Raw genomic sequence first — 15,693 nt, 5'->3', positions numbered from 1 at the left:
CGTCTGGACAGGTGTCCAGGCAAAAGCGGCCCCATTAGGGTGAGCGCCATGGAGAGGCTTGTTGTCGTGGGTGGCGGGCTGGCCGGCGTGCGCGCCGTGGAGGCCCTGCGCAGGAAGGGGTACGAGGGCGCGCTCACCCTCGTCTCGGCCGAGCGGCACCGGCCGTACGACCGGCCGCCGCTGTCGAAGGCCGTCCTCGCGGGCGACTCCGACGACACCACCGTCGACGCCGACTGGGACGCCCTGCGCTGCGAGCTCCTCCTCGGCGAACGGGCCACCGCGCTGCGCCCCGGCGCGCCCGGACGCGGCGGCGTCGTCGCCACCACGGCCGGCGACCTGCCCTTCGACGGCCTGGTCATCGCCACCGGCGCGGCCCCGATCACGCTGCCCGGCGACGGCCGCCAGCACGTCGTCCGCACCATCGAGGACGCCCGCGAGCTGCGCGGCCTCCTCGTCCCGGGCGCCCGCGTCGCGATCGTCGGCGCGGGCTGGATCGGCGCCGAGGTCGCCACCACCGCCGCGAAGAAGGGCTGCGCGGTCACCGTCGTCGAGGCCGCCGACACGCCCCTCGCGAACGCCCTCGGCCCCGAGGCCGGCGCCCTGACCGCCCGCTGGTACGCCGAGGCCGGCGTCGAGCTGCGCACCGGCGTGAAGGTCGCCGAGGTCGACGAGCGCGGCCTCGTCCTCGCCGCCGACGGCGCCCCCGGCCGCATCGACGCCGACGCGGTCGTCGTCGGCGTCGGCGTCCGCCCCGACCTCGGCTGGCTCGCCGGCTCCGGCCTCCTGCTCGAACGCGGCGTCGTCACCGACGCCGCCTTCCGCACCTCCCACGAGGGCGCCGAACCCGGCGCCCCCGGCGAGCACCGCCCCGACATCGTCGCCGTCGGCGACTGCGCCGCCTGGTGGTCGTCCCGCTACGGGCGCCGGCTCCTCGTCGAGCACTGGGACACCGCCCTCAACGCCCCCGAGATCGCCGCCGCGACACTCCTCGGCGAGGACGCCGCCTACGACGCGGCCCCGTACTTCTGGTCCGAGCAGTTCGGCCGCATGGTCCAGTACGCCGGGAACCACGCGGCGTCCGAGCGGATGATCCGGCGCGGCGACCCGGACGGCCCCAAGTGGGCCCTCGCGTGGCTCACCGGCGACCGCCTCGACGCGATCCTCACCGTCGACCGCCCCCGCGACCTCGTCCAGGCCCGCCGCGCGATCGCGTCCGGCGCGTCCGTCGACCCCGCCCTCCTCGCCGACCCCGACACCCCCGTCCGCCAGGCCGTTCGCGCGTAGCGGAGCGTCCTGGCGAAACAGGTGGTCGTCGAGGGGGTTTGCCGGTTTCGAAGGCGTGGTAGCAAGGGGGCGTGACGCAGATGCACGCAACCGTTGAAAGCGCACTCGACCCCCGGACCGACGCCCTCGCCGGCGAGTGGCTCACCCTCCCGGAGACCGCCGAGCGGCTCGGCATCAAGACCAACCGGATCAAGCAGCTCATCAGCGAGCGCAAGCTGCTGGCGGTCCGCCGCGAGGGGGAGCCGATGGTCCCGGCGGCCTTCGTCCACGAGGGCCAGGTGATCAAGGGGCTGTCCGGCACGCTCACCGTGCTCTCCGACGCCGGCTACAGCGACGTCGAGACCGTCCGCTGGCTGTTCACCGCGGACGACACGCTGCCCGGCACGCCGGTCGAGGCGCTCACCGAGAACCGGGGGACCGAGGTGCGGCGCCGCGCCCAGGCCCTGGCGTTCTGACCGTCCGCCCATCGGGGGTCACGCGCGCGCGTGGCCCCCGCAGCACTGCCCCGGAAGGAAGTCCTCCCCACCGTGTCCAGGCACCTGCCCTCCGACCGCGCCGTGGCCCTGCGCGCCCGGCTCGACCGCGCCCGTCTCTACCTCTGCACGGACGCGCGGGAGGAGCGCGGCGACCTGCCCGGGTTCCTGGACGCCGTCCTCGCGAACGGCGTCGACATCGTGCAGCTCCGGCAGAAGGGCCTGGAGGCGCGGCAGGAGATGGCGTACCTGGAGGTGTTCCGGGCCGCGTGCGAGCGGCACGGCGCGCTGCTGGCCGTCAACGACCGCGCGGACGTCGCCCACGCCGTGCGCGCGGACGTGCTGCACCTCGGGCAGGACGACCTGCCGGTGCCGGCCGCGCGGGAGATCGTCGGGGGCGACGTGCTGATCGGCCGGTCCACGCACGCGGCGGAGCAGGCGGCGGCCGCGGCGGCCGAGCCCGGGGTCGACTACTTCTGCACCGGGCCGACGTGGCCCACGCCGACCAAGCCCGGACGCCCCGCGCCGGGCCTGAAGCTGCTCGAGTACACCGCCGGGGAGCGGTTCTCCCGGCCGTGGTTCGCGATCGGCGGCATCGACCTCGGGAACCTGGAGCAGGTCCTGGCCGCCGGGGCGCGCCGCGTGGTGGTGGTGCGGGCGATCACCGAGGCGGACGACCCGGGCGCCGCGGCGGCCGAGTTCGCGCGGCGGCTCGCCGCCGTGTGACCCGCCCGTGTGATCCGCCCGTGTGACCCGCCCGTGCGGGCCGTCCCGTGCGTCCGTCCGGTGTGACGGCCCGCACGGTTCGCGGCGATGCGGCATGCCGCACAATGGGGATCATGGGACCCGACGACGAGCGGCCGGTCGACCTCGACGACGAGTTCGACGTCCTGCCCGACCAGACGTCCGACGACACCGACACCGGCTGGGGCGAGTGGCGCGGCGGCGACGACGACTCCCGCCTGCTGGAGGAGCGCCCGCCGCACTGGTGAGCCGCCCGGCGCCCTACAGGATGCCGAGGACGAACCCCGCCGTCATGACGACGGCGAGCGCGATCATCATGCGCCAGCGGTAGCGCGGGATGCGGGTCGGGCGCGGCTTGGGCGCCGGGGCGCTGCCCTCGCGCAGCGCCCGGACGAGCCGCCGCGCGGACGGCCGGGCCTGCGGGTTCTTGTCGAGGCAGCGGGCCGCGAGGTCGCGCAGCGGGCCGTCGAGGTCGCCGAGGTCCGGCGGCCGGGACGTCACCCGGCGCATCACCGCGGCGTTCGGCCCGGTGCCGAACGGGGGCCGGCCGGTGGCGGCGAACACCATCGCCGCGCCCCACGCGAAGACGTCCGCGGCCGGGCCGACGGGCTCGTCCTCGATCTGCTCGGGGGCCATGTAGGCGGGGGTGCCGAGCGGGCCGGTGGTCAGCGGCGTCGCGTCCGCCATGCGCGCGATGCCGAAGTCGATCACCTTGGCGCCGTCCGGGCCGAGGAGGACGTTGCCGGGCTTGAAGTCGCGGTGGACGATCCCCTCGCGGTGGATCGCGGCGAGCGCGGCGGCGGTGCCGAGGGCGACCCGGTGCAGCCGACGTTCCGGCAGCGGGCCCTCCTCGGCCACGATCTCCTGCAGGGACGGGCCGTCCACGTACTCGCTGACGATGTAGGGCCGGTCGCCGGTCACGTCGGCGTCCAGCACCTGCGCCGTGTGCCGCCCGGTGACCCGCCGCGCCGCGTCGGCCTCCTTGACGAACCGGTCGCGGGCGCGCCGCCCGGCCGCCATGCCGCCCTTCAGCAGCTTGACCGCGCAGAGTCCGCCGTCGTGGTCCTCGGCGAGGTAGACGACGCCCTGGCCGCCCTCGCCGAGCCTGCCCAGCAGGGGGCGGCCGCCGATGTCGTCCGGGTCGCCGGGGCCGAGCGCGGACGCGGGGCGGCGCCGCAGGTCGCGGGGGTCCGGGGCGGGCCGCCGGGTGGTGGCAGGGGACACGGGGACTCCGTGGGGGGAACGGATATGGAGGGTCCTTATTTGTACCGTGTGACCGTCCTGTCCGGCAGGGGAACGCGGATCTTCACGCGCGTCACCGGCATTCCCCGAACGAGCCCCGCTGCGCGACGTCCCGTGACGAGGACCCGACCATGACCGTGTAGCAGCCGTCCGCGACCTTCCACCGCTTCGCCTCGACGTTCCAGTAGGACAGGTCCCGCGCGGTCAGCGGGAAGGCGACGGTCGTGCTCTGCCCCGGCCGCAGCGTGACCTTCGTGAAGCCCTTGAGCTGCTTCGGCGGCTGCGGGACGTCCACACCGGGCGAGGGCAGGCCGAGGTACATCTGCGGGACGGCCACGCCCGTGCGGCTCCCCGTGTTCGTGACCGTGACCTTCACTTCCTTGGAGCCGACCTTCAAGCCGCTGTAGCGGAACGTCGTGTACGACAGGCCGTGCCCGAACGGGTACTTGGGCGTGATGCCCTTGGCGTCGTAGTGCCGGTAGCCGACCATGACGCCCTCGGAGAACGTCGCGGTCTTGTTCACGCCCGGGTACTGCGCGGGGTTCCCGGCCGTGGGCGCGTGCGCCTCCTCGGCGGGGAACGTGACCGGCAGGCGCCCGCCCGGGTCGACGTCCCCGTACAGGACGCGGGCCAGCGCGTCGCCGGCCTCCTGCCCCGGGTACCAGGTCTCGACGACCGCCGCGACGTCGTCCGCCCACGGGGTGAGGACGGGCCCGCCCGTCTGCAGCACCACGATCGTGTTCCGGTTCGCCGCCGCGACCGCCGAGATGAGGCCGTCCTGGTCGCCGCGCAGCGGCTCGCCGCACTCCAGCGTGAGGCACGATTTGTCGAAGAACTCGCCCTGGCCGTCGGTGGCGAACACGATCGCGACGTCCGCGCCGCGGGCCGCGTCCGCCGCGGCGCCGTGGTCGTCGCCGTCCCGGTAGGTGATCGAGGCGCCCGCGCCGGCGCGCCGCGTCAGGCCCTCCTGCGCGCCGACGGACGCGAACGGGACGACCTTGGCCGACCCGAACCCGGCCTGGCTCTCCTTCGCGGCCCGCCCGATCAGCGCGATCTTCTTCGGCGCCTTCAGGGGGAGGACGCCGTCGTTCTTCAGCAGCGTGACGCCGTTCTCGGCGATCGTCCGGGCCGCGGTCTCGCTCGCCGTCCGGTCGACGCGGGCGAGGTCGTTCGGGTACGCGGGCCGGTCGAAGACGCCGAACTCGAACATCGTCCGCAGGACGTTGCGGGTGTGCCCGTCGATGGTCGCCTGGGTGACCTTCTTCTGCGCGCGCGCCATCTTCAGCAGGAACGCGTTGTAGCGGACGCCGATCGGCAGTTCCATGTCGAGCCCGCCGTTGGCGGCCTCGGTGGTGTCGTGCACGGCGGTGTGGTCGGACATGACCATCCCGTTGAAGCCCCACTCCGACCGCAGGATCCCGTTCAGCACGCCGCCGTCGTGGCACGCCCAGCGGCCGTTCAGCTTCCCGAACCCGCACATGACGGTCGCGGCGCCGCCCTCGGTCACGGCGGCCTCGAACGGCGGCAGGTAGATCTCGCGGAGCGTGCGCGGGTCCACGGCCATGTTCAGCTCGAGGCGGTCCTTCTCCTGGGTGTAGACGGCCAGGTGCTTCACCGAGGCCATCACGCCCTGCCCCTGCGCGCCCTTGATCCAGGACGCGCCGAGCCGCGCCGACAGGTACGGGTCCTCGCCGAACCCCTCGAACGTCCGGCCGTTGAGCGGCGTGCGCAGCACGTCCACGGTCGGGCCGAAGATCACGTCGTTGCCGCGGTGCCGCGCCTCCCACCCGACCGTCTTGCCGTACAGGTGCGCGGCCCCCCGGTCGAACGTCGCGGCCAGCGCGATCGGCGCGGGCAGCGCGGTCGCCTCGCCCTGCCGGACGCCCGCCGGGCCGTCGACCATGTACAGCGGCGGGACGCCGAGGCGTTCGATCCCGTTGTTGGTGTCGGCGTGCGCCCAGTCGAAGAACCCGCCGAGCGGGCCGCCGAACGGGTCGTCGGACGCCAGCAGCGCGATCTTCTCGTCGTCGGTCAGCTTCGCGAGCAGCAGCCCGGCCCGCCGGTCCGCGCTCAGCGAGGTGTCGCACCACGGCCGCACGGCCGGGTCGCCGCAGCGGCTCGCCGCGGCCCGCGCGCCGTCCGTCCGGGCGGGGACGACCACGAGCGCGAGCGCGCAGGCGAGCGCGCCGGCCGCGGGCAGCCACCGCCCGGTCCGCGTCCTGAGGGTTCGCGTCCCGCCGGTCCGCGACCTGCCGGTTTGGAGCATCAGGCCTCCCCGCCCCCGTGCCCGGCGCCCTCGTGCCCCGCGCCCTCGTCCTGGACGCGCAGCGCGTTCAGCGTGAAGGCGACCATGTGGTAGTGGCCGATGAGCATCACCAGTTCGATCAGCTCTTGCTCGCCGAAGCGGGTGGCCAGCTCCGTCCAGGTCGCGTCCGTCACCGTGCCGCGCTCGTGCAGCTCGTCCGCGGTGGCCAGCACCATCCGGTCGTCGTCGGCCCACGGATGGTCGTCGGGGTCGCGGCGGAGCGCGGCGATCTCGTCCTCGGTCAGCCCCGCGTCCAGCGCGAGCCCGCGATGGTGCGCCCACTCGTACTCGCAGGACCGGTGGTGCGCCGTCCGCAGGATCGCCAGCTCGCGGTCCCGGCCGGACAGCAGGCCGTTCATCAGCAGCGCCGACCCGAGGCCGATCCAGGACTGGAACAGCGACGGGTGCCGGGCCAGCGTCGTGAAGACGTTCAGCGGCCCGGTCGTGGCGGTGACGGCCTTGAGCACGTCGTCCCACTGCTCCGGCGGCAGCGGGGCGATGCGCGGAACGCGGTTCCCGGGGATGTCGGCGCACATGGCGACATTTCTGCCACCAAATGGTGGGACAGTGCTAGAGCGATCAGGTCATTTGGCCGGATCGTGCCAATCTTCGTGAATCGGTCGCCGGTCCGCGCGGTGTCAGGTGCGGCGGGAGGTCGCCGCGACGGCCAGCCCCGCGAGCGCCTCGCGCGCCTCCTCGGTGATCGGCGCCGCCCGGAGCGCCCGCTCGGCCTCGTCGAGGTACCGCTCGATCATCTCCTCGCAGGCCGCGAGCCCGCCGGTCTCCTCGATGATCGTGCGCAGCTCGTCCACCCCCGGCCGGTCCAGCTCCGGGTCGCCGAGACGCCGCTCGAGCGCCGCCGCCCGCGTCGCGTCCGCCCGCTCCAGCGTCAGCGCGACCAGCACCGTCCGCTTGCCCTCGCGCAGGTCGTCGCCCGCCGGCTTGCCCGTCTCGGCCGGGTCGCCGAACACGCCCAGGACGTCGTCGCGGAGCTGGAACGCGATGCCGAGCGGCAGCCCGTACGCGGTCAGCGCGGCGGAGACGTCCGGACGGCCCCCGGCCAGCGCCGCGCCCAGGTGCAGCGGCCGCTCGATCGTGTACTTCGCGCTCTTGTACTCGACCACCCGCAGGGCCGTGGCGACCGTCGCCGCGCCGCGCGTCCCCTCCAGCATGTCGAGGTACTGGCCGCACATGACCTCGGTGCGCATCAGGTCGTAGACGGCCCGGCCGCGCCGCCGGCGCTCGCCGTCCAGCCCGCACGCCTCGAACATCTCCGCCGACCAGGCCAGGCACAGGTCGCCGAGCAGGATCGCGGTGCCCTCCCCGAACGCCGCCGCGTCGCCCGGCCAGCCCTGCGCGCCGTGCAGCGCCTCGAACCGGCGGTGCACCGACGGCTGCCCGCGCCGCGTGTCGCTGGAGTCCATGACGTCGTCGTGGATCAGCGCGCTCGCCTGCAGCAGTTCCAGGGACGCCGCCGCGTCCACGATGCCCGCCTCCCCGCCGCCGCCCGCGGCGCGCCACCCCCAGTAGCAGAACGCCGGGCGCAGCCGCTTCCCGCCGCGCAGCAGCGCGTCCAGCGCCCCGAGCAGCGGCGACAGGTCGTCGCTGATCGCCAGCAGGCCGGGACGCTGCCGGTCGACGAACGCGAGCAGCGCCTCGTCGACCCGCTTGCGGATGCGGCTCGTCGACATGTCGTGATCGTATCCAGGGGAAGGCATGCAACCGCCCGTCAGTAGCGCGAGATGTCCACCGATCTTAGGAAATCTCCGCCATTTAACGACAACTGGATGTAAACGCGCGGTCCAACCGGAACCTGCCCGGGTCCGGGGCCCGCCGCCCGCCCCTTCTGTACGCTGGGGGGATGCGATCCGTGCGCCCCGAACGGCCCCCCACAGTCCGCGAGCTGCTCGCCACCGGTGGAAGGTCCTTCTCCTTCGAGTTCTTCCCGCCCAAGAGCGAGAAGGGCGCGCGGACCCTCTGGCGTACGATCCGCGAGCTCGAGCCGCTGCGGCCCACGTTCGTCTCCGTCACCTACGGCGCCGGCGGCGGCACCCGCGACACCACCGTCGACATCGTCGAGCGGATCGCCACCGACACCACCCTCACCCCGGTCGCCCACTTCACCGCGGTCGACCACTCCCAGGCCGAGCTCCGCCACCTCATCGGACGGCTCGCCGCCGCGGGCGTCCGCAACATGCTCGCGCTGCGCGGCGACCCGCCCGGCGACCCCATGGGGGAGTGGGTCAGGCACCCCGACGGCGTCGAGTACGCCGCCGACCTCGTCCGGCTCATCCGCGCCACCGGCGACTTCAGCGTCGGCGTCGCCGCGTTCCCCTACAAGCACCCCCGCTCGCCCGACATCGAGAGCGACACCCGGTACTTCGTCGAGAAGTGCCGCGCCGGCGCCGACTACGCCATCACGCAGATGTTCTTCCGCGCCGAGGACTACTTCCGCCTGCGCGACCGCGTCGCCGCCGCGGGCGGCGACGTCCCGATCATTCCCGGGATCATGCCGGTCACCCGGCTCAGCACCATCGAGCGGTCCGAGCAGCTGTCCGGCGCGCCGTTCCCGCCCGAGGTCAAGGCCCGCTTCGACGCCGTCGCGGACGACCCCGAGGCCGTCCGGCGCCTCGGCATCGAGCACGCCGCCGAACTGTGCCGCGAGCTCCTCGACCAGGACGCCCCGGGCGTCCACTTCATCACCTTCAACAAGTCGACGGCGACGCGCGAGGTGTACGGGCTGCTCGAAGCCGACGGCTACTGCGGCGCGGCGCCCGTGGCCAGCGGCAGCGTCCCGCCCATGACCGCGTAGCGGGGCCCGCCGCCCGGGAACTCGAAGTCGGTCAGCAGGTCCACCATGCCGACCGACCGGTAGAGCCGGCGGGCGGGGGTGTCCGGCCGCCGCTCCAGCGTCGACAGCACCACCGTCCGCTCCGGCCTGCCCTCGCACAGCGCCGTCAGCAGCCCCCGGCCGAGCCCCCGCCCCTGCGCGTCCGGACGGACGTGCAGCTCCGCGACCTCGAAGGCGTCCTCGAGCCACGTCGCCGCGTGCTCCGGGCCGCCCCGCGCGGTCAGCGCCTCGAGCACCACGTCGTGCCACCACTGGCCGCGCTCGCCGTGGAACCCGTACGCGAGCCCGTGCAGCGGCCCCGGCAGGCGCACCAGCCCGCCCCGCCGCTCCGCGACGAACGCCCGGAACCCCGGATATCGCGCGTGCCGCTCCATGATCGTGCGCCGCCCCGGCAGCTGCTCGCGCGGCGGGTCCATCGCCGCCGCGTAGACGTCCAGCAGCGGGTCCAGCCTGCGCAGGAAGGCCCGTTCGTCGATCTCGCGCAGCTTCGCGTCCCTCACCCGCCCGAGCCTAGACCCGGGGGAGGGTCCGGGGGGTCGCCGACAGCCGCTCGTACACGTCCCACAGGATCCGGTCGGCGGCCTGCCGCAGCCGCGCCCGCTCCGCGTCGAGGGACGCACCCCACCGGCGCGCCTCCGGGCCGAGCCACGCGTCCGTCCCGCCGAGGGTCTTCACGGGCGCGTCGAGCGCCTGCCGGAGCCGGTCGATCCCGCCGTAGGCGTCCGCGTACGCCCGGTAGAGCTCCGCGTACGCCGGGTTGGGGCGCTCCGTGGGCGCCAGCGCCCCGGCCGCCGCGCCCTCGATCGGCGGCGGCAGGCTCCCCGGAGGCGGCGGCGCGCTCATGCCCGCCTCCTGCGGGGGGACGACCCTCCGGCGGGAGCCGCGCTCATTCCCTCGCTCCGCCCGGTCATGACGCGGGCCGCGACGTCGTCAGGTCCAGCTTGCCGACGGCCTCCCGCGTGCGCGCGCTCCAGTCGGCACCGGCGATGACCTGCACCGCCACCGGACGGACGTCCGCGCGCCCGGCCTCGGCCAGGAACGCCCGCAGCCACCCGACGTCCATCCGGACCTCGTTGCTCGCCATGCCCAGCGACTCCCGGATCACCCGCAGCCGCGCCTCGTCGCCCTCGGCCCCCGCGAGCAGCCGCGCGGCGCCCGCCGGGCCCAGCCGCTCGTACAGGCGCGCGGTGTAGTCGGGATCGTCGACGTCGGCCTTCAGCCGCGCCCACACCGCGGGCGGGACGGCCGCGCCGTCCTCGAACGCAGCCCGCAGGGCCCGCGCGTCCGCCTCCGCCGCCTTCTCGGCCGTCCGCCGGTCGGGGTGGCTGCCGATGTCGCCCGCGCCGCGCGACGGCAGCCCGCCCGGCGACGGCGTCCCCGCCCGTCCCGGATCGGGGGTGCGCGGCGCCTTCGCCACCGGGTCCCGGCGGGGCGGCGCGACCGGCGCGGGCGCGCCGCCGGCGGCCTCCACCGGCGCCCGCCCCGTCTCCGGCAGCGGCGCCGGACCGGACGGCGGCCGCATCGAGCCGCCGTCCGGGTGCGTCATCGCGTAGCTGTAGCGGCGCGACAGCATCCCGAGCTGGTTCCCGACCCACTGCGCGACCTCGTCGGCCTGCCGGTACCCCGCCGCGGACACCCCGGGCGGCGGCCGGTGCCCGTTCAGCCAGCCCCGGATCGCGTTCTGCGCGTCCTGCATCTGCTTGATGAGCCGATCCAGCGCCGGCGGGTCGATCCCCCGGAAGTTCGGGTCGCGGGCGGCCGGGCCCGTGCGCATCTGCGCGGTCATCGGTCCTCCGGGGGTCACCGGACGTCGGGGTCGTCTCCCAGAATCACACCGGCGTCACAGGCTGTCGAGGGCTTTGCCGACAGCGGCCTCGTCGCGCGCGACGAACGCGGCGCCGTCCGTCACCACGATGGGCCGCTGGATCAGCACCGGGTTGGCGACCATGATCTCGATCCACCGCGCCCGGTCGTGCTCCAGGTCCTTCAGCCCGAGCTCCTTCGCGACCGGCTCGGTCAGCCGCGCGACCTCCCACGGCTCCGCGCCGATCCGGGTGAGGACGGCGTCCAGCTCCGCGGCCGTCGGCGGCTCGTCCAGGTACCGCCGCTCGGTGTAGGCGACGCCCGCCTCGTCCAGCGCGGCCTTCGCGGCGCGGCTCTTGGAGCAGCGCGGGTTGTGCCAGATCTCCGTCATCACTCCACCTCCGCCGGGTCGCCCCCGGTGATCTTCAGCAGTTCCTCGTACGACGTCGGGAACACGGTGTGCGGATGCCCGCCCGCCGCCCACACCCGGTCGTGGTCGTCCAGCCAGACGTCCACGAGCGTGCGGATCGGCGCCGGATGGCCCACCGGCGCCACGCCGCCGATCGGCTGGCCCGTCGCCTCCCGGACGAACTCGGGCGTCGCCCGCCGCACCTTCCCCGCGCCCACGAGACCCGCGACCTTCACGGTGTCGACCCGGTGCGCCCCGCTCGTCAGCACCAGCAGCGGCGCGCCGTCCGCGTCGAACACCAGGCTGTTGGCGATCGCGCCGACCTCGCAGCCCAGTTGCTCCGCGGCGGCCTGCGCCGTCCGCGCCGCCTCCGGCAGTTCGACGACCTCGCCCTCGACCCCGTGGTCGCGCAGGACGCTCGCGACGTGTTCGGCGTTCGGATGCATGCCCGCACCCTAACCGACCTGCGCACGGCGCTCCGTTCGAACACGTTGACGAATCGTCACGAGGGCGGTTTACTGTGAGTGCGTCGAACTTATGTTCGACGTGATGCGGGACTCGCGGCCCGTATCAGGGCGACGCCCTCCGCCGGCGGCGATGTGCCGGCGGGGGGCCGAGGGCCGGGCGGAGTGAGGGGAAGCTCTCCGCCCGGCCGGCCCGAGCCCCGGAAGGAGGCAGCCATGTCCGCAACGACGACCGCAGTCCACTCCGCCGCTCTGCCCGGCCCGCCGAGCCCGCGGCGGCGTCCGAGGCCCGCGCCGCGCCCGGCGCACACCGCCGCCGGCCAGCTGCAGGCCGCCCGCACGGGCCTCGCCGAGGCCGCCGAGGCGACCACGCCCGCCGTCCGCTACGTCTGCGCCCACCTCGCCGCGCTGCGCGCCGCCGCCGCGGTGCTGGCCTCCCGCGAACCCGTGGAGACGCACCGCCGCGGCCGTCCCCGCAGCGTGTGGGTGCTGCTGCCCGAGGCCGAGCCCGCACTGCGCGAATGGGCCGCCTTCTTCGCCGCCGGCGCCGACAAGCGCGCCGCCGCCGAGGCCGGCCTGCCCCGCGCCGTCACCGTCCGCGAGGCCGAGGAACTCCTGCACGACGCCGAGATCTTCGTCTCCCTCGTCGAGGACTCCCTCGGCATCGCCGGCCAGACCGCCCTCCCGTTCACCGACGCCAACTGACCCCTCCCCGGGGGCCCGTCCCACCTCCCCGGGACGCCCCCGCCGGGCCGGGGCGGCTCGCTCCCCTCACCAAGCACCGCCCCGGCCCGGCCTCCCCCCCGCGATGCCGCCCCGCGGCTCCACCGCGTACAAGCGCAGTTAGCCACGCGGGCAAGCCCGGCTCTTGGGGGTGGCCTTTGTGTGGGCGGGCGCGGTCGCCGGCCGTCGAGGCGGTGCGGGGATGCGGGCTTGGGGGTGTGCGCACGGGTGGGGGCCTGCGGCGTTCATGGCCGGGGGCGGGCGGGGTCGGGGGTGGTTCGGGGTGGGTGATAGGGATTTGCGGGTGGACGCACTGTTGCCGCTCGCCGGGATGCGCATCGTCGAGATCTCCAGCTTCGTCGCCGCGCCGCTGGGCGGGATGACGCTCGCGCAGCTCGGCGCCGAGGTGATCCGGGTGGACCAGGTCGGCGGCGGGCCCGACATCGACCGGTGGCCGCTGGCGCCGTCCGGGCGGAGCCTGTACTGGGCGGGGCTCAACAAGGGGAAGCGCTCGGTCACCGTGGACCTGCGGTCGGCCGAGGGACGCGGCGTCGCGGCGCGGCTCGCGGCCGAGTGCGGGACCGTGCTGACGAACGCGCCGCCGCGCGACGGCCTCGCCCCGGACGACCTGGCGGCGCGGCGGCCCGATCTCGTGCACGTCCAGCTCCTGGGGCGCCGGGACGGGGGCACCGCGGTCGACTATACGGTGAACGCGGCGTCCGGGTTCCCGGCGATCACCGGGCGGGACGGCGCGCCGGTGAACCACGCGCTGCCGGTGTGGGACGTCGTCTGCGGGCTCTACCTGGCGGCGGGGCTGCTCGCGGCGGAGCGGCACCGGCTGCGGACGGGCGAGGGCGTCCGGCTGCGGGTCGCCCTCGACGACGTCGCGCTGGCGACCGCCGGGAACCTGGGGTACCTCGCGGAGGCGCAGCTCGGGGCGCCGCGCGAGCGGCTCGGCAACCACCTGTTCGGCGAGTTCGGGCGCGACTTCGAGGCCGCGGACGGGCGCGTCATGGTCGCCGTGGTCACCGGACGGCACTGGCGCGACCTCGTCGCCGCGACCGGGCTCGGGGACGTCGTGGCGGCGCTCGAGCGGGCGCTGCGGGCGGACTTCGGGACGGCCGGGGACCGGTACCGGCACCGGGAGGCGATCGGCGGCGTCCTCGCCTCGTGGTTCGGGGCGCGGACGTGCGCGGAGATCGCGGACGCGCTGGGCGGCACGTCCGTCCTGTGGTCGCGGTACCGGGACTTCGGCGAGGTGGCGCGGGACCTGGACGGCCGGCCGCTCATGGGCGAGATCGACCAGCCCGGCGTCGGCCCCCACCTGGCGCCCGGCTCGCCGCTGGTGTTCGGCGGGCAGGCCCCGCCCGTCCCCGCGCCGGCCCTCGGCGAGCACACCGCCGAGGTCCTGCGGGACGTCCTCGGGATGACCGGCGACGAGGTGGCCGGCCTGCGGGCCCGGGGCGTCGCCGGGGAGCCCTAGTCCTCCTGCAGGACGGAGAGGGTGTTGCCCGCCGGGTCCTTGAACCACGCGATGAGCGGGCCCTCCTTCCGGAAGATGCCCTTCTCGTCGGTGGCGCCGCCGTAGTGCTCGAACCGGACGCCCCGCCCGGCGAGCCCGGCGACGGCCGCCTCGATGTCGTCCACCGGGAAGTTCAGGATCGTGAACGTCGCCGGCGTGTGGTCGGGTTTCGGGTAGACGAGAGTGTCGCGGCCGCCCGCGATGTGCAGGGTGAGCATGCCGTGCTCCTCGGAGACCTCCAGGCCGAGGACCTCGCCGTAGAACTTCCGCGCGGCCTCGATGTCGTCCACCGAGAACCCGCTGAACGCCTTCGTGTCTTTGAACATGCGCCGCCTCCTTCGTCGTGTGCGCACCGATACCGACCGGCCGCGGCGCCGGAACTCATCGCACGGCTTTTGTCGGCATATGAGATTGTTAGGGGAGCGAAGTAAGGAGGGACAGGCGTGGCGGCGCGGGGCGGTCGGGGGCTGGTGCCGCTGCTGGCGTTCCTCGGCGTGGCCGCCTACTCGCTGTCGATGGCGGTCGTCACCCCGGCGCTGCCGCAGATCCAGGCGGGGCTCGGCACGACGCCGGCGGGCGCGGCGTGGGCGCTGACGGCGATGACGCTGTCGGCGGCCGTGGCGACGCCGGTCGTGGGGCGGCTCGGCGACCTGTACGGGCCGCGCCGGGTGCTGCTGGCGGTGCTCGCGGCGGCGACGGCCGGGATGGTCGTGGCCGCGTCCGCGGGGTCGCTGCCGGTCATGCTCGCCGGGCGGGTGCTGAGCGGCGCCGGCGCCGGTGTGTTCCCGCTCGCCTACACGATCATCCGCGCCGTGGTGCCGCCCGAGCGGACGGCGTCCGCGGTGGGCCTGATGTCGTCGATGCTGGGGCTCGGCGGCGCGCTGTCGTGGTGCATGGCCGGGCCGATCATCGACCTGCTCGGGTGGCGGTGGCTGCTGTGGGTGCCGGTGCTCGGGCTCGCCCCGGGGCTGGTCGCCGCCTGGTTCGTGGTGCCGGGCTCGCCGCCCCGCGCGGGCGCCCGGGTGGACTGGTGGGGCGCGGTGCTGTTCGCGGGGTGGCTCGTGGCGGCGCTGGCGGCGCTCACCCAGGGGACGTTCTGGGGCTGGACGTCGCCGGGCGTGCTGGGGCTGCTCGCCGCGGCGGCGGTGACGGCCGTCGTCTGGCTGCGGGTCGAGGCGCGGGTGCGGGAGCCGCTCGTCGATCCGCGGATCATGCGGCTCCGCGGGGTGTGGACGGCCAACGCGGCGTCGCTGCTGTCGGGCTACGCGCTGATGGCGGGAGGGCTGCTGTTCCCGCTGCTGGTCCAGCTCCCGCAGGACACCGGCCACGGGTTCGGGGGCAGCGCGACGCAGGCGGCGGTGCTCCAGCTGCCCGCGAGCGTCGGGATGACGCTGGCGGGCGCGGCGGCGGGGGCGCTGGACCGGCGGATCGGGTCGCGCGCCGTGCTGTTCGCCGGGGCGGCGCTGACGGGCGGCGGCTACCTGTTCGTCACGTTCGCGCATTCGGAGCTGTGGCACCTGTACGCCGGCGGCGTCGCCCGCGGCGTGGGCCTCGGCCTCGCCTACGCGGCGGTCGCGACGCTGGTGGTGCTGGCCGTCCCGGAGGGGGAGACGGGCGCGGCGACGGGCGTCAACACGCTGATCCGGACGGTCGGGGCGTCGCTGGGCACGCAGGTCAGCGCGGTGATCGTGGCGGGGGTGCCGGGGGAGCGGGGGTTCACCGCGGGGTTCGCGCTGAGCGCGGCGGCGATGGCGGCCGTGCTCCCGCTGGCCCTGCTGGCCGCGCGCGGCGGGGGCCGGTCCGGGCGGGTCGCGGGGGAGCCGGTGGTGCGTCCGGCGATGGCGTCGGCGGACGCGCGCGACGGCGCGTGACG

18 protein-coding genes are annotated in these 15,693 nt (G+C 75.4%); 8 read left to right on the top strand and 10 right to left on the bottom strand.

The genetic code is table 11. The annotated features are described in order from the left end of the window. The first annotated feature begins 48 nt into the window (after nucleotides 1-48). From AB0L25_RS08170 to AB0L25_RS08155, 4 genes are all read left to right on the top strand, one after another. Entirely contained in the window at nucleotides 49-1,284 is a 1,236-nt protein-coding gene (locus AB0L25_RS08170; RefSeq protein ID WP_500169858.1) for an NAD(P)/FAD-dependent oxidoreductase, read from the top strand. 80 nt (nucleotides 1,285-1,364) lie between these two features. Beyond that, the gene (locus AB0L25_RS08165; protein ID WP_500169956.1) at nucleotides 1,365-1,739 is read left to right on the top strand and encodes an Rv2175c family DNA-binding protein; all 375 of its coding nucleotides are present in this window, start codon (nucleotides 1,365-1,367) and stop codon (nucleotides 1,737-1,739) included. A gap of 72 nt (nucleotides 1,740-1,811) precedes the next feature. Then, complete coding sequence (gene thiE / locus AB0L25_RS08160; RefSeq protein WP_500169856.1) at nucleotides 1,812-2,483, top strand: thiamine phosphate synthase; 672 nt, start codon at nucleotides 1,812-1,814, stop codon at nucleotides 2,481-2,483. 113 nt (nucleotides 2,484-2,596) lie between these two features. Beyond that, nucleotides 2,597-2,749 (top strand): hypothetical protein, encoded by a 153-nt coding sequence (locus tag AB0L25_RS08155; protein ID WP_169528898.1) that lies wholly within the window; start codon nucleotides 2,597-2,599, stop codon nucleotides 2,747-2,749. Nucleotides 2,750-2,762: 13 nt separating this feature from the next. Here the strand turns inward: AB0L25_RS08155 and AB0L25_RS08150 are convergent, their stop codons facing one another. From AB0L25_RS08150 to AB0L25_RS08135, 4 genes are all read right to left on the bottom strand, one after another. Beyond that, nucleotides 2,763-3,725 (bottom strand): serine/threonine-protein kinase, encoded by a 963-nt coding sequence (locus tag AB0L25_RS08150; RefSeq protein WP_500169854.1) that lies wholly within the window; start codon nucleotides 3,723-3,725, stop codon nucleotides 2,763-2,765. A gap of 91 nt (nucleotides 3,726-3,816) precedes the next feature. After that, nucleotides 3,817-6,009 carry a glycoside hydrolase family 3 C-terminal domain-containing protein gene (locus AB0L25_RS08145; protein ID WP_500169852.1) on the bottom strand — a complete coding sequence of 731 codons (2,193 nt, stop codon included), beginning with the start codon at nucleotides 6,007-6,009 and terminating at the stop codon, nucleotides 3,817-3,819. Continuing rightward, nucleotides 6,009-6,584, bottom strand: coding sequence for a carboxymuconolactone decarboxylase family protein (locus AB0L25_RS08140; RefSeq protein WP_500169850.1), 576 nt, complete (start codon nucleotides 6,582-6,584; stop codon nucleotides 6,009-6,011). The genes AB0L25_RS08145 and AB0L25_RS08140 overlap by 1 nt, the downstream gene beginning before the upstream one ends. A gap of 102 nt (nucleotides 6,585-6,686) precedes the next feature. Continuing rightward, nucleotides 6,687-7,739, bottom strand: a complete 1,053-nt coding sequence (locus AB0L25_RS08135; protein ID WP_500169848.1) for a polyprenyl synthetase family protein — start codon at nucleotides 7,737-7,739, stop codon at nucleotides 6,687-6,689. A gap of 170 nt (nucleotides 7,740-7,909) precedes the next feature. On the opposite strand from AB0L25_RS08135, the gene metF reads away from it, so the two are divergent. After that, a complete protein-coding gene (gene metF, locus AB0L25_RS08130; RefSeq protein WP_500169846.1) occupies nucleotides 7,910-8,860 on the top strand; it encodes a methylenetetrahydrofolate reductase [NAD(P)H] in 951 nt (316 codons plus the stop codon). Here the strand turns inward: metF and AB0L25_RS08125 are convergent. The 5 genes from AB0L25_RS08125 to AB0L25_RS08105 form a co-directional block, all read right to left on the bottom strand. After that, entirely contained in the window at nucleotides 8,806-9,399 is a 594-nt protein-coding gene (locus AB0L25_RS08125; RefSeq protein ID WP_500169844.1) for a GNAT family N-acetyltransferase, read from the bottom strand. The two genes, metF and AB0L25_RS08125, sit on opposite strands and share 55 nt — an antisense overlap. Nucleotides 9,400-9,409: 10 nt before the next feature. Continuing rightward, entirely contained in the window at nucleotides 9,410-9,742 is a 333-nt protein-coding gene (locus tag AB0L25_RS08120) for a hypothetical protein (protein ID WP_500169842.1), read from the bottom strand. Nucleotides 9,743-9,806: 64 nt separating this feature from the next. Further along, complete coding sequence (locus AB0L25_RS08115) at nucleotides 9,807-10,685, bottom strand: hypothetical protein (RefSeq protein ID WP_500169840.1); 879 nt, start codon at nucleotides 10,683-10,685, stop codon at nucleotides 9,807-9,809. A 54-nt stretch (nucleotides 10,686-10,739) separates the two neighbouring features. Next, nucleotides 10,740-11,093 carry an arsenate reductase family protein gene (locus tag AB0L25_RS08110; RefSeq protein WP_500169838.1) on the bottom strand — a complete coding sequence of 118 codons (354 nt, stop codon included), beginning with the start codon at nucleotides 11,091-11,093 and terminating at the stop codon, nucleotides 10,740-10,742. Next, nucleotides 11,093-11,557: a YbaK/EbsC family protein gene (locus AB0L25_RS08105; protein WP_500169836.1), complete on the bottom strand. Its 465-nt coding sequence runs from the start codon at nucleotides 11,555-11,557 to the stop codon at nucleotides 11,093-11,095. The genes AB0L25_RS08110 and AB0L25_RS08105 overlap by 1 nt, the downstream gene beginning before the upstream one ends. A gap of 234 nt (nucleotides 11,558-11,791) precedes the next feature. On the opposite strand from AB0L25_RS08105, the gene AB0L25_RS08100 reads away from it, so the two are divergent. Then, nucleotides 11,792-12,280 carry an SAV_6107 family HEPN domain-containing protein gene (locus AB0L25_RS08100; protein ID WP_500169834.1) on the top strand — a complete coding sequence of 163 codons (489 nt, stop codon included), beginning with the start codon at nucleotides 11,792-11,794 and terminating at the stop codon, nucleotides 12,278-12,280. A gap of 322 nt (nucleotides 12,281-12,602) precedes the next feature. Next, the gene (locus tag AB0L25_RS08095) at nucleotides 12,603-13,781 is read left to right on the top strand and encodes a CoA transferase (RefSeq protein ID WP_500169833.1); all 1,179 of its coding nucleotides are present in this window, start codon (nucleotides 12,603-12,605) and stop codon (nucleotides 13,779-13,781) included. Here the strand turns inward: AB0L25_RS08095 and AB0L25_RS08090 are convergent. Next, complete coding sequence (locus tag AB0L25_RS08090; protein WP_500169831.1) at nucleotides 13,778-14,146, bottom strand: VOC family protein; 369 nt, start codon at nucleotides 14,144-14,146, stop codon at nucleotides 13,778-13,780. The genes AB0L25_RS08095 and AB0L25_RS08090 overlap by 4 nt on opposite strands. A gap of 117 nt (nucleotides 14,147-14,263) precedes the next feature. Here AB0L25_RS08090 and AB0L25_RS08085 point away from each other — a divergent pair, with 117 nt between their 5' ends. Further along, a complete protein-coding gene (locus tag AB0L25_RS08085; protein ID WP_500169829.1) occupies nucleotides 14,264-15,691 on the top strand; it encodes an MFS transporter in 1,428 nt (475 codons plus the stop codon). Nucleotides 15,692-15,693 lie beyond the last annotated feature (2 nt).

The organism is Spirillospora sp. NPDC052242 (assembly GCF_040679555.1).
Classification (GTDB): Bacteria; Actinomycetota; Actinomycetes; order Streptosporangiales; family Streptosporangiaceae; genus Spirillospora.
This window is presented reverse-complemented; position numbering and strand designations above follow the sequence as displayed.